The sequence below is a fragment of the Kitasatospora sp. NPDC004614 genome (assembly GCF_042873675.1).
Lineage (GTDB): Bacteria > Actinomycetota > Actinomycetes > Streptomycetales > Streptomycetaceae > Kitasatospora.
This window is the reverse complement of sequence record NZ_JBIALR010000016.1, coordinates 1-12,862: the sequence shown is the minus strand read 5'-3', so window position 1 is coordinate 12,862 and position 12,862 is coordinate 1. Positions and strand designations below refer to the sequence as shown.

At 71.4% G+C, this 12,862-nt stretch carries 10 protein-coding genes and 1 pseudogene; 10 read left to right on the top strand and 1 reads right to left on the bottom strand.

The genetic code is table 11. From position 1 onward, the window contains the following. The first annotated feature begins 11 nt into the window (after positions 1 to 11). The 10 genes from ilvN to cimA all read left to right on the top strand — a co-directional run bounded on the left by ilvN (position 12) and on the right by cimA (position 12,557). Positions 12 to 536: an acetolactate synthase small subunit gene (ilvN, locus tag ACFYST_RS27360; RefSeq protein ID WP_387638821.1), complete on the top strand. Its 525-nt coding sequence runs from the start codon at positions 12 to 14 to the stop codon at positions 534 to 536. A gap of 101 nt (positions 537 to 637) precedes the next feature. After that, positions 638 to 1,636, top strand: coding sequence for a ketol-acid reductoisomerase (gene ilvC / locus ACFYST_RS27355; RefSeq protein WP_387866112.1), 999 nt, complete (start codon positions 638 to 640; stop codon positions 1,634 to 1,636). 213 nt (positions 1,637 to 1,849) lie between these two features. Continuing rightward, positions 1,850 to 3,430, top strand: a complete 1,581-nt coding sequence (serA, locus tag ACFYST_RS27350; RefSeq protein WP_387636939.1) for a phosphoglycerate dehydrogenase — start codon at positions 1,850 to 1,852, stop codon at positions 3,428 to 3,430. Between the two features lie 285 nt (positions 3,431 to 3,715). Beyond that, on the top strand, positions 3,716 to 3,877 hold the full coding sequence (locus ACFYST_RS27345; RefSeq protein ID WP_387636936.1) for a hypothetical protein: 162 nt from the start codon (positions 3,716 to 3,718) through the stop codon (positions 3,875 to 3,877). A 96-nt stretch (positions 3,878 to 3,973) separates the two neighbouring features. Then, entirely contained in the window at positions 3,974 to 7,000 is a 3,027-nt protein-coding gene (locus tag ACFYST_RS27340) for a S8 family serine peptidase (RefSeq protein ID WP_387866111.1), read from the top strand. 28 nt (positions 7,001 to 7,028) lie between these two features. Further along, positions 7,029 to 7,604, top strand: coding sequence for a Uma2 family endonuclease (locus ACFYST_RS27335; protein WP_387866109.1), 576 nt, complete (start codon positions 7,029 to 7,031; stop codon positions 7,602 to 7,604). Positions 7,605 to 7,666: 62 nt separating this feature from the next. After that, on the top strand, positions 7,667 to 8,704 hold the full coding sequence (locus ACFYST_RS27330; protein WP_387636929.1) for a 3-isopropylmalate dehydrogenase: 1,038 nt from the start codon (positions 7,667 to 7,669) through the stop codon (positions 8,702 to 8,704). A gap of 165 nt (positions 8,705 to 8,869) precedes the next feature. Continuing rightward, on the top strand, positions 8,870 to 9,982 hold the full coding sequence (locus ACFYST_RS27325; protein ID WP_387866107.1) for a branched-chain amino acid aminotransferase: 1,113 nt from the start codon (positions 8,870 to 8,872) through the stop codon (positions 9,980 to 9,982). Positions 9,983 to 10,074: 92 nt separating this feature from the next. Continuing rightward, entirely contained in the window at positions 10,075 to 10,617 is a 543-nt protein-coding gene (locus ACFYST_RS27320) for a Uma2 family endonuclease (RefSeq protein ID WP_387866105.1), read from the top strand. A gap of 335 nt (positions 10,618 to 10,952) precedes the next feature. Further along, a complete protein-coding gene (gene cimA, locus ACFYST_RS27315; RefSeq protein WP_387866103.1) occupies positions 10,953 to 12,557 on the top strand; it encodes a citramalate synthase in 1,605 nt (534 codons plus the stop codon). 83 nt (positions 12,558 to 12,640) lie between these two features. Here cimA and ACFYST_RS27310 read toward each other — a convergent pair. Further along, a pseudogene (locus ACFYST_RS27310) lies at positions 12,641 to 12,862 on the bottom strand (ATP-binding protein); the annotation flags it as partial.

Below are 12,862 nucleotides of genomic sequence, written 5' to 3'. Positions count from 1 at the left end.
CGATGACCACCATGTCCAAGCACACCCTGTCCGTCCTGGTCGAGAACAAGCCCGGCGTGCTCGCCCGGATCGCCGCACTGTTCTCCCGCCGCGGCTTCAACATCGACTCGCTGGCGGTCGGCCCGACCGAGCACCCCGACATCTCCCGGATGACCATCGTGGTCAACGTCGAGGAGCTGCCGCTGGAGCAGGTCACCAAGCAGCTCAACAAGCTGGTCAACGTGATCAAGATCGTCGAACTGGACCAGACCCAGGCCGTCCAGCGCGAACTGATCCTGGTGAAGGTCCGTGCCGACGCCGAGACCCGCTCCCAGGTCACCGAGATCGTCCAGCTGTTCCGCGCCAAGACCGTCGACGTGTCGCCCGACGCGGTGACCATCGAGGCGACCGGCGCATCGGACAAGCTGGAGGCCATGCTGAAGATGCTGGAGCCTTACGGCATCAAGGAGTTGGTGCAGTCCGGCCTGGTCGCGATCGGCCGCGGCGCCCGCTCCATCACCGACCGCTCGCTGCGCGCGCTCGACCGCACCGCCTGACGCGGCCCGTCTTACACCCTGAGCAGTACCACCGAACCCCCGCCGGGTGCGCCTACGGTAGGAACCCCCGGCAACACCACCACGCAAGGAGATGTGCCCCCGTGGCCGAGCTGTTCTACGAAGACGACGCCGACCTGTCCATCATCCAGGCCCGCAAGGTCGCGGTCATCGGCTACGGCAGCCAGGGCCACGCCCACGCGCTGTCGCTGCGCGACTCGGGCGTCGACGTCCGCGTCGGCCTGCTGGAGGGCTCCAAGTCCCGTGCCGCCGCCCAGGAGGCCGGCCTGCGCGTGGTCACCCCGTCCGAGGCCGCGGCCGAGGCCGACGTCATCATGATCCTGGTGCCGGACCCGATCCAGGCCGACGTCTACAAGGAGGCCATCGAGCCGAACCTGAAGGCGGGCGACGCCCTGTTCTTCGGCCACGGCCTGAACATCCGCTTCGGCTTCATCCAGCCGCCGGCCGACGTCGACGTCTGCATGGTCGCCCCGAAGGGCCCTGGCCACCTGGTCCGCCGCCAGTACCAGGAGGGCCGCGGCGTTCCGTGCATCGTGGCCGTCGAGCAGGACGCCACCGGCAAGGGCTTCGACCTGGCGCTGTCCTACGCCAAGGGCATCGGCGGCACCAAGGCCGGCGTCATCAAGACCACCTTCACCGAGGAGACCGAGACCGACCTGTTCGGTGAGCAGGCCGTCCTCTGCGGTGGCACCGCCGCCCTGGTCAAGGCCGGCTTCGAGACCCTGGTCGAGGCGGGCTACCAGCCCGAGATCGCCTACTTCGAGTGCCTGCACGAGCTGAAGCTGATCGTCGACCTGATGTACGAGGGCGGCCTGGAGAAGATGCGCTGGTCGGTCTCCGAGACCGCCGAGTGGGGCGACTACGTCACCGGCCCCCGCATCATCACCGCCGACACCAAGGCCGAGATGAAGAAGGTCCTGACCGAGATCCAGGACGGCACCTTCGCCAACACCTGGATCGCCGAGTACAAGGCCGGTCTGCCGAAGTACAACGAGTACAAGAACGCGGACGCCGACCACCTGCTGGAGACCACCGGCAAGAAGCTCCGCAAGCTGATGAGCTGGGTCGACGAGAGCGCCTGATCCTCGCCATCCAGGTTGTACAACAAGGCTGTTCCCGTCCGGGTGATTTCGCCGGACGGGAGCAGTCCCCCCGGCGCCCCGCCGATAGACTCCCGAATACGCGTCAGGCCCACAGCGTCGTGCGTCTAGCTACGCGACATGCCACCTTCCCCCGCCCAGTGCACGCCACCTTCGTGTGGCGGGGTGAACCGGACAGTTAAGGACAACACTGTCGTGAGCAAATCTGTCGTTCTGATCGCTGAAGAGCTCTCGCCGGCCACGGTGGACGCGCTGGGCCCCGACTTCGAGATCCGGCACTGCAACGGCGCCGACCGCGCCGAGCTGCTGACCGCGATCGCCGACGTGGACGCCATCCTGATCCGCTCCGCCACCAAGGTGGACGCCGAGGCACTGGCCGCCGCGAAGAAGCTCAAGGTGGTCGCCCGCGCCGGCGTCGGCCTGGACAACGTGGACGTCGCCGCCTCCACCAAGGCCGGCGTGATGGTCGTCAACGCGCCGACCTCCAACATCGTCACCGCCGCCGAGCTCGCCTGCGGCCTGCTGATCTCGGTCGCCCGCAACATCGCGCCCGCCAACGCCGCGCTCAAGGGCGGCGAGTGGAAGCGCAACAAGTACACCGGCGTCGAGCTCAGCGAGAAGACCCTCGGCGTGGTCGGCCTCGGCCGGATCGGCGTGCTGGTCGCGCAGCGGATGTCCGCGTTCGGCATGAAGATCGTCGCCTACGACCCCTACATCCAGGCCGCCCGCGCGGCCCAGATGGGCGTCAAGCTGCTCTCGCTCGAGGAGCTGCTGGAGGTCGCGGACTTCATCACCGTGCACCTGCCGAAGACCCCGGAGACCATCGGCCTGATCGGCGACGAGGCGCTGCACAAGGTCAAGCCGAGCGTGCGGATCGTCAACGCCGCCCGCGGTGGCATCGTCGACGAGGAAGCGCTGCTGCGCGCCCTCCAGGACGGCCGGGTGGCCGGTGCCGGCCTGGACGTGTACGCCAAGGAGCCGTGCACCGACTCGCCGCTGTTCGCCCTCGACAACGTGGTCGCCACCCCGCACCTGGGCGCCTCCACCGACGAGGCCCAGGAGAAGGCCGGCATCGCCGTCGCCAAGTCCGTGCGCCTCGCGCTGGCCGGCGAACTGGTACCGGACGCGGTCAACGTCCAGGGCGGCGTGATCGCCGAGGACGTGCGCCCGGGCCTGCCGCTGGCCGAGAAGCTCGGCCGGATCTTCACCGCGCTGGCCGGCGAGGTCGCCGTCCGCCTCGACGTCGAGGTCCGCGGCGAGATCACCCAGCACGACGTCAAGGTGCTCGAACTCTCCGCGCTGAAGGGCGTGTTCGAGGACGTGGTGGCCGAGACGGTGTCCTACGTCAACGCCCCGCTGTTCGCCCAGGAGCGCGGCGTCGAGGTCCGCCTGACCACCTCCAGCGAGTCGCCCGAGCACCGCAACGTGATCACCGTCCGCGGCACCCTGGCGGACGGCGGCGAGGTGTCGATCTCCGGCACCCTCTCCGGCCCGAAGCTGACCCAGAAGATCGTCGGCGTGGACGGCTTCGACGTGGACGTGGCCCTCACCGACCACATGGCGTTCTTCCACTACGAGGACCGCCCCGGCGTGGTCGGCACCCTCGGCCGGATCCTCGGCGACGCCGGCATCAACATCGCGGGCATGCAGGTCGCCCGCGACGGTGACAACGCGCTCGCCTCGATCACCGTGGACACCGAGGTCTCGCAGGAGGTCCTCGCCGAGATCGCCGGCGCCATCGGCGCCCGCTTCGCCCGCGCGGTGAACCTCGGCTGACGCCCCCTCAGCGCCCCCGAACGGCCCTTCCGACCTTGAGGCGGAAGGGCCGTTCGCATACCCGGTGGTCGTCGCCGTCTCAGATAGTAGGAAATCCAAGTAATTCGGCGACACCGCGGCCCGCCCGCCGTACTGTGGAGTAGTCATACGGTGCGCCACCCCCGCAACGCCGGGGAGCGTGGCCCGTGTGCACGTACGCGGTGCGGCAGGCGACCCCTGCCAGGCGTACTTCTTGTAGTCACCACCCTCGCGCGCTGCTGCGCCCCCGTATGCAAGGAGCCCGGTATGCCCTTCGTCGCAGACCGCACCACCGCCCCCACCACCGCCACCGCCGTCGCCACGCTCGTCCAGCGCCGGCGCCGCCGCGCCCAGGCCGACCCCCGCGCCGCCGCCGCCCTGCAGCGCGCCCTCGACCGGCGCGACAACGGCGCCCCCGCCGAGCACTGAGCCGCACGCACGCCACTGCGCCAGCCGGGTGACTTACCGTCACCCATGCGGTGAACGTCCGCACCCGGCCCGGCGGCCCCTCCTAGGTTGGGCGGGGTGCGTACCGCCCTCGGCCTTCTCGCCACCCTCGCCCTGCTCGCCCCGGCCACCCCGGCCCATTCGGTCGGGACACCCGGGTCCAGCACCGCCGTGCTGCTGGAGTTAGCCACCGAACCCGCCGCCACCGCCTGGCAACGCGCCCAGGACGGCGCCCGGCGTGAACACCGCACCCCCGACCAGACCTGGCGCGCCGCGGCCGCCGCCGGCAGCGCCCAGCGCGCCGCCGCCGACCGCTCGCTGGACGCCCTCACCGCCACCCTGCGGCACGCCGTCCCCGACGCCCGCCCGCTGTACCGCACCCGCACCCTGGTCAGCGGCCTCGCCCTGCGGCTGCCCGCCGACCAACTCCCGCGCCTGGCCGGCCTGCCCGGCGTCAAGGCCGTCCACCCCGTGGCGCTCAAACAGCGCACCAACGGGTACGCGGTGCCGCTCACCGGCGCCCCCAAGGTGTGGGACGGCCCGGAGGGGCACACCGGAGAAGGCGTCCGGATCGGCATCGTCGACTCCGGCATCGACTACACCCACGCCGACTTCGGCGGCCCCGGCACCCCCGAGGCCTACGCCGCCGTGGACGGCGCCGAGCCCGCGCCCGCCGGACTCTTCCCGAACGGCAAGGTGATCGGCGGCAAGGACCTGGTCGGCGACGACTACGACCCCGACCCGGCCGCCGAACACCCGCAGCCCGTCCCGCACCCCGACGACAACCCGCTCGACTGCGCCGCCAACGGCCACGGCACCCACGTCGCCGGCACCGCCGCCGGCCTCGGCGTCACCGCCGACGGCAAGCCCTACCGCGGCCCCTACCGGCCCGGCCTGAACCCCGCCGACTTCAAGGTCGCCCCCGGCGCGGCCCCCGGCGCCCAGCTGTACGCCATCAAGGTGTTCGGCTGTCACGGCTCCACCGACCAGCTCGCCGCCGCCCTCGACCTGGCCGCCGACCCCAACGGCGACGGCGACCTGAGCGACCGCCTCGACGTGGTCAACCTCTCCCTCGGCAGCCCGTTCGGCAGCCCCGCCGACGCCGACGCCCTCGCCGCCGACCGGCTAGCCGCACTCGGCACCCTGGTGGTCGCCGCCTCCGGCAACGAGGGCGACGTGTACGGCGTCGGCGGCAGTCCCGGCACAGCGGGCCGAGTGCTCACCGCCGCCGCGTCCGTCGACCCGCACGGCGACGCCGACGGCATCACCGTGCTCGCCCCCGCCGCTCTCGCCGGAACCGTCCCCGCACACTGGAGCGGCCGGTACACCCAGTGGGACACCGCCACCGTCAGCGGCGAACTCGCCGTTCCCGCCCAGGACTTGGACGGCTGCGCGGCCTTCGGCGCCGACGATCTCGAACGGCTGCGCGGAAAGATCGCCGTCCTGCGCTGGACCACCAAGGACGCCGACCGGGCCTGCGGCTCCGCCCCGCGCGCCGACCACGCCGCCGACGCCGGAGCCATCGGCGCGCTGTACGCCGCCGACGGCGACGACCTCGGCGAGATCGCCGGCGACGAACGGATCCCCGCTGCGATCCTGGCCCGCGCCGACGGCGAACGCCTCCTCGCGGGCCTGCGGGACGGCCCCGTCACCGTCCGGCTCGCCACACCCGGCAACCCGCTGCACGGCGCCGTCCCGCAGGACCAGCCGCAACGCACCGACACCCTCGCCACGTTCACCTCCCGCGGCATCGGCGTCGACGGCATCGTCAAACCCGACCTGGCCGCACCCGGCGAAACCGTCTGGTCCGCGAAAGCCGGCTCCGGCAGCGCCGGCATGCGCGAGGACGGCACCTCCATGGCCACCCCGCACCTGGCCGGCCTCGCCGCACTGGTCCGCTCCGCCCACCCCGAACTGGGCGCCGCCGAGATCAAGGCCGCACTCATGAACACCGCCACCGACACCTACCGGCACGACAACCGCACCGGCCCCGTCTACGGCCCCGAACGCACCGGCAGCGGCCGGGCCCGCGCCGACGACGCCATCCGCACCCCCGTCCTCGCCTACGGCACCCAACTCGACGGCGCGGTCGGCGTCTCGTTCGGCGTGGTCGAAGCCACCGGGGCCCTGACGGCCACTCGCGAGGTCGAGGTCCGCAACCTGGGCGACCGCCAACTCGCCTACGGCGTCGGCTACTCCGGCTCCACCTCCGTCCCCGGCGCATCGTTCGCACTCTCACCCGCCCGGGTCGTCCTCCCGCCGCACGGCACCGCGACCGTCACCGTCACACTCCGCCTCACCAGCGGCCTCGGCCGCGCCCCCGACCCCACCCTCGACCTGATCCAGGCCGGCCACGCCCGCACCTACCGCGGCGAACTCTCCGGCCGCCTCACCCTCACCCCCACCGACGCCACCCTCCCCGCGCTGCGCGTCCCGCTGTTCGCCGCCCCGCGCCCCGCCACGGACGCCACCGCGTTCGGCACCCCCACCAACTTCGCCCTCACCGGCGGCATCCGCCCTGACCTGCTCACCGTCCTGCAACCCGGCGGCGAAGGCTCCGGCGAGCTGCGACACGCTGCCGCCGCCGTCGACGACCAGGGCACCCTCTACCTCGCCGCCGTGCTGGCCGCCCCCACCGCCACCCCCGTCGGCGCCTCCGCCGTCCGCGCCACCCTCGACCTCGACGGCGACGGCACCCCCGACGCCGCTGTCACCGCCGAACGCCTCCCCGGCAGCGACGTCCTGGTCGCCCGCACCCGCGACGCCCGCATCGGCACCGAACTCGACGTCCAACCCCTGGGCGGCCGCTGGGGCGACACCGACACCGCCCTCCTCGACTCCGACACCCTCCTGCTCCCCGTCCGCCTCGCCGCCCTCCCCCCGGCCACCAACGTCCACTACACCCTCTCGACCGGCCCCTCCACCCTCGGCCCCTTCACCGTGGACCTCACCCGCCCCACCCCCGCCCTCCACCTCACCCACCCCGGTGAACTCCTCCACACCCCCCTGCCCACCGCCCTCCTCCTCCACCACCTGAACCCGGTCGGGCAGCGCGTTCAGGTCCTCACTCCGAAGGGTGATCCCGGGCGGGAAACCACCCGGTAGCCTGACAGCACAGGCCAGAATCCCCGCCATGGGAGCACTGATGAGCGTCGACCCGTACCCGGACTGGCTCCGCCCGCCGGTCGGCGGCTACACCGCCGACGACCTGGACCGACTGCCGGACCTCCCGCCGCACACAGAGCTGATCGACGGGAGCCTGATCTTCGTGAGTCCGCAGGCGAAGTTCCACATTCGGGTCATCCTGACGCTGCACATGGCGTTGGCGGCAGCCGTTCCCGACGGGTGGGAATCCTGGCCGTTGATGACGGTGAAGCTGGACGACAGGAACCGGCCGGAGCCCGACCTCGTGGTGGTCAACAGCGCATCGGACAAGGGGCTTGGGCAGACCTACTTCCTGGGCAGGGACGTTCTGCTCGCAGTCGAGGTTGTCTCGCCCGAGTCGCGGACACGCGACCGCGAGATCAAGCCCCGCAAGTACGCCGCCGCCGGCATCCGCTACTTCTGGCGGGTGGAGAACGTGGATGACCGACCCGTCGTCTACACCTACGAGTTGGACCCGGCTACCAACCGCTACACCCCCACCGGCATCTTCCACGACCGTCTCAAGGTCGAGCACCCCTTCCCCGTCGACATCGATCTGAGCTGACGTCCCGTCCGAATGGTGGACGGCATGTGCTCAGGGCCTGGGACGGTTGTACTGTCCGAAACATGTCTCGCACCATTCGTCTCGCAGTGATCCCGGGTGACGGCATCGGCCAGGAGGTCGTGGCCGAGGGCCTCAAGGTGCTTCGCGCCGCCCTGCCCTCCGATGTGAAGCTGGAGACCACCGAGTACGACCTCGGTGCCCGGCTGTACCACCGGACCGGGGAGACCCTGCCGGATGCGGTGCTGGAGGAGCTGAAGGGGCAGGACGCCATCCTGCTCGGCGCGATCGGTGACCCGAGCGTGCCGTCCGGCGTGCTGGAGCGCGGGCTGCTGCTGAAGCTGCGGTTCGCCTTCGACCACCACATCAACCTCCGCCCCGGCAAGCTGTTCCCGGGCGTGCAGTCGCCGCTGGCGGGGCAGCCGGAGATCGACTTCGTGGTGGTCCGCGAGGGCACCGAGGGCCCGTACGTCGGCAACGGCGGCACGCTGCGCACCGGCACTCCGCAGGAGGTCGCCACCGAGGTCAGCCTGAACACCGCGTTCGGCATCGAGCGGGTCGTCCGGGACGCGTACCGTCGCGCCCAGGCCCGTCCGCGCAAGAAGCTGACGCTGGTCCACAAGAACAACGTGCTGGTGCACGCCGGCCACCTGTGGACCCGGATCTTCGAGCAGGTCGGCCGGGAGTTCCCCGAGGTCACCACCGACTACCTGCACGTGGACGCGGCGACGATCTTCTTCGTCACGCAGCCCGAGCGGTTCGACGTGATCGTCACCGACAACCTGTTCGGCGACATCCTGACCGACCTCGCCGCGGCCGTCACCGGCGGCATCGGCCTGGCCGCGTCCGGCAACATCAACCCGAGCGGCGACTTCCCGTCGATGTTCGAGCCGGTGCACGGCTCCGCCCCGGACATCGCCGGACAGGGCAAGGCCGACCCGACCGCCACCGTGCTCTCGGTCGCCATGCTGCTGGAGCACCTCGGCTTCGCCGCCGAGGCCGCCCAGGTCGAGGCCGCGGTCGCCGCGGACCTCACCGCGCGCACCGGCCCCCGGTCCACCTCCGCGGTCGGCGACGCGCTCGCCGCCCGAGTATCGGGCTGACCGGCCGGATCACAATTCCGGCCGACGGGCCGGTTCATAGACGTACAGCCTCCCGGCTGTTCGGCACGGCCCTCTGGATGCGAGTATCGACAGTGGGCCGTGCCGTCATGCGTTCCTCCGCCCGGCGGTGGCCCAGCCAAACCCCACGGTGAAGGACAGACAGCCATGAGCACGCCCACCCAGGCGCCCATCACGTTCGACCTCAAGCCCTCGGCGCAGCCGCTGTCCGACGCGGAGCGCGAGGCCCGACTGGCCAACCCCGGCTTCGGCCGGATCTTCACCGACCACATGGTGACCATCCGCTGGACCGAGGGCCGCGGCTGGCACGACGCCCAGCTGACGCCGTACGCGCCGCTGGAGATCGACCCGGCCAACATGACGCTGCACTACGGCCAGGCGATCTTCGAGGGCCTGAAGGCCTACCGCCAGGCCGACGGCTCCATCGCGACCTTCCGCCCGGAGGCCAACGCGGAGCGCTTCCAGGCCTCCGCCCGCCGCCTGGCGATGCCCGAACTGCCCGTCGAGGCCTTCGTCGAGGCGGTCGAGCTGCTGGTCCAGCAGGACCAGGCGTGGGTGCCGAACCAGCCGGAGCAGAGCCTCTACCTGCGTCCGTTCATGTTCGCCACCGAGGTCGGGCTGGGCGTGCGCCCCGCCAACTCCTACATCTTCATGATCATCGCCTCGCCGGCCGGCGCGTACTTCCCCGGCGGCGTCAAGCCGGTCTCGGTCTGGCTCTCCGAGGACTACGTGCGCGCCGCGCCGGGCGGCACCGGCGCCGCGAAGTGCGCCGGCAACTACGCGGCCTCCCTGGTCGCCCAGGCCGAGGCCGCCGCCAAGGGCTGCGACCAGGTGGTCTGGCTGGACGCCGCCGAGCACAAGTGGGTCGAGGAGATGGGAGGCATGAACCTCTACTTCGTCGTCGGCGAGGGCGAGAACGCCACCGTCGTCACCCCCGAACTCTCCGGCGCCCTGCTCCCCGGCATCACCCGCGACTCGCTGCTCGCCCTCGCGGGCGACCTCGGCTACCGCTCCGAGGAGCGCAAGATCTCCACCGGCGAGTGGAAGCAGGGCAACGCCGACGGCACCATCACCGAGGTCTTCGCCTGCGGCACCGCCGCCGTCATCACCCCCGTCGGCCACGTCAAGTCCGCCACCGCCGACTGGACCATCGGCACCGGCGAGCCCGGCCCCATCACCATGCAGCTCCGCGAGGCCCTCCTCGCCATCCAGGGCGGCCACCGCCCGGACACCCACCACTGGCTCCACAAGATCGTCTGACGACGCCGGCCCGGGCATTCCATGGCGGAATGCCCGGGCTGACAACCTTTGGCGCGGCGGCACGTTGGGCTCGGTGACAGAAGGAGCCTGCCGTGTGTGCGATCGAACCGGAAGACCCGTACCTGGTGGCCGACTTCCTCGCCATGGAGACCCCGGAGGGCTACCGCACCGAGCTGGTCGCGGGCGAGATCGTGGTGTCCCCACCGCAGGACGGCGGCCACGACACCGTGATCAGCCGGGTCCTCCGGCAGGTGTTCCGTTCGGGGGGTGACTTCGACGCCGGCCTGCGGAAGGGGCTGATCGTGCCGGGAGGCTACTACATCCCCGACGCGATGTTCACCGAGCGGAACGCGATGAACGGACAACCGCCGTGGTGGGTGCCGTCCGGTGTGGTGCTGGTGCTGGAGGTGACCTCGCGGCTGCCGATCCGGGAGCGCGCCATCAAGAGGCTGGGATACGCGGCGGCGGGGATCCCGCTGTACCTGCTGGTGGACCGCAGCGTCGACGAAGTGGTGCTGCACAGCATCCCGGCCCACGGTGATTACGCCACCACCGGAACGGTGCCCGTCGGTGTCTTGCTCCCGCTGCCCGAGCCGTTCGGGTTCGAGCTCGACACGGCCGAGCTGTTCGCGTAGGCGTTTCGGATGGCGAGACGGGTCTGTCGTATCGCGGACCGTGTGCAAGACTGCAAAGGTGTCCTCGCTTTCGCTGATTATTAGCAGCAGGCGCGCCGGTCCGCAGTGACCGCTTCCGTGGCAACACCCTGATCGCGGAGCGACCACCAGCGTCCAGACCCGCGCGCAGACCTCTCGCACCCGCGAGGGGTCTTTTGTTTTGTCCCGGACCGGCCCGGGCCCTCACGAGGGGGCCGGAGACACCGGGGGAGCGCGCGGGATGCTGGACAGTGGAGCCGGATCACGATCCCGGCAAAATGCATGAAAATACTCCACCGAACGGAGAACCCAGGGCCATGACCGAGGCCAACGACCGTCCGCACGACGGCTTCCACGTCTTCGACACCACGCTCCGCGACGGCGCCCAGCGTGAGGGGATCAACCTCACGGTGGCGGACAAGCTGGCCATCGCGCGCCACCTGGACGAGTTCGGCGTCGGCTTCATCGAGGGAGGCTGGCCCGGCGCCAACCCCCGGGACACCGAGTTCTTCGCCCGCGCGCAGGCCGAACTGGAGCTGAAGAACGCCCAGTTGGTGGCGTTCGGGGCGACCCGCCGGGCCGGCGGGAAGGCTGCCGAGGACCCGCAGCTCGCGGCGCTGGTGGCGTCCGGCGCGCCGGTGGTGACGCTGGTGGCGAAGTCGCACGACCGGCATGTGGAGCTGGCGCTGCGCACCACGCTGGAGGAGAACCTGGAGATGGTCCGGGACAGCGTGGAGTTCCTGCGCTCCCAGGGCCGCCGGGTGTTCATCGACTGCGAGCACTTCTTCGACGGGTACCGGGCGAACCCGGAGTACGCGCTGGCCGTGGTCAGGGCCGCCCACGAGGCCGGCGCGGACGTGGTCGTGCTGTGCGACACCAACGGCGGGATGCTGCCGTCCGGTGTGCGCGAGATCGTCGCGACGGTGCTGGCGGAGACGGGCGCCCGGCTGGGCATCCACGCGCAGGACGACACCGGCTGCGCGGTCGCCAACACGCTGGCCGCGGTGGACGCGGGCGCCACGCACGTGCAGTGCACCGCGAACGGCTACGGCGAGCGGGTCGGCAACGCCAACCTGTTCCCGGTGGCGGGGGCGCTGGAGCTGAAGTACGACCGCCGGGTGCTGCCGGCCGGCAGTCTCGCCGAGATGACCCGGATCTCGCACGCCATCGCCGAGGTGGTGAACCTGACCCCGTCCACCCACCAGCCGTACGTCGGCTTCTCGGCGTTCGCGCACAAGGCGGGCCTGCACGCCTCGGCGATCAAGGTGGACCCGGACCTGTACCAGCACATCGATCCGGAGCGGGTCGGCAACACCATGCGGATGCTGGTGTCCGACATGGCGGGCCGGGCGTCGATCGAGCTGAAGGGCAAGGAGCTGGGCTACGACCTGTCCAGCGACTGTGACCTGGCGGGCCGGGTGGTGGCCCGGGTGAAGGCGCAGGAGAACCTGGGCTACACCTACGAGGCGGCGGACGCGTCGTTCGAGCTGCTGCTGCGCGACGAGGTGAACGGCGGCGAGCGGCTGCGGTTCTTCGAGCTGGAGTCCTGGCGGACCATCAGCGAGCAGGGCCCGGAGGGCCGGGCGGGCAACGAGGCCACGGTGAAGCTGTGGGCGCGGGGCGAGCGGAAGGTCGCCACCGGCGAGGGCAACGGCCCGGTGGACGCGCTGGACAAGGCGCTGCGGGCGGCGCTGGAGCCGATCTTCCCGCCGCTGGCGAAGCTGGAGCTGGTGGACTACAAGGTCCGCATCCTGGAGGGCCAGCACGGTACGGGCTCGAAGACCCGGGTGCTGATCCAGTCCACCGACGGCACCGGGACGTGGTCCACGGTCGGGGTGGCGGACAACGTGATCGCGGCGTCCTGGGTGGCGCTGGAGGACGCGTACACCTACGGCCTGCTGAGGGCCGATCAGCGGCCGTAACCGCGGTCGGTGCGAGGAAGTGCCCAGGGGGCGTGCGGATGGCTCCGCACGCCCCCTGCTGGCGTGGCCATGCCCGTGTCTCGTCAGCGCAGGCGGGCGAGGAGGGCGTGCTCGACGAGGGTGATGAGTGCGCTCTTGGCGCTGTCCCGGCGTCGGGCGTCGAGGGTGATGATCGGGATGTCCGCGTTGAGCTGGAGGGCTTCGCGGACTTCGTCGCCGGTGTGGGGCTGGTGTCCGTCGAAGCCGTTGAGGGCGACGACGAAGGGGAGTCCCGAGTTCTCGAAGTAGTCGAGGGCGGGGAAGCA

Excerpts from the sequence above, each read along its gene's own strand:
- ilvN (WP_387638821.1), top strand. The coding sequence starts at position 12 with ATGTCCAAGCACACCCTGTCCGTCCTGGTCGAGAACAAGCCCGGCGTG.
- ACFYST_RS27345 (WP_387636936.1), top strand. The coding sequence starts at position 3,716 with ATGCCCTTCGTCGCAGACCGCACCACCGCCCCCACCACCGCCACCGCC.
- ACFYST_RS27335 (WP_387866109.1), top strand. The coding sequence starts at position 7,029 with ATGGGAGCACTGATGAGCGTCGACCCGTACCCGGACTGGCTCCGCCCG.
- ACFYST_RS27330 (WP_387636929.1), top strand. The coding sequence starts at position 7,667 with ATGTCTCGCACCATTCGTCTCGCAGTGATCCCGGGTGACGGCATCGGC.
- ACFYST_RS27325 (WP_387866107.1), top strand. The coding sequence starts at position 8,870 with ATGAGCACGCCCACCCAGGCGCCCATCACGTTCGACCTCAAGCCCTCG.
- cimA (WP_387866103.1), top strand. The coding sequence starts at position 10,953 with ATGACCGAGGCCAACGACCGTCCGCACGACGGCTTCCACGTCTTCGAC.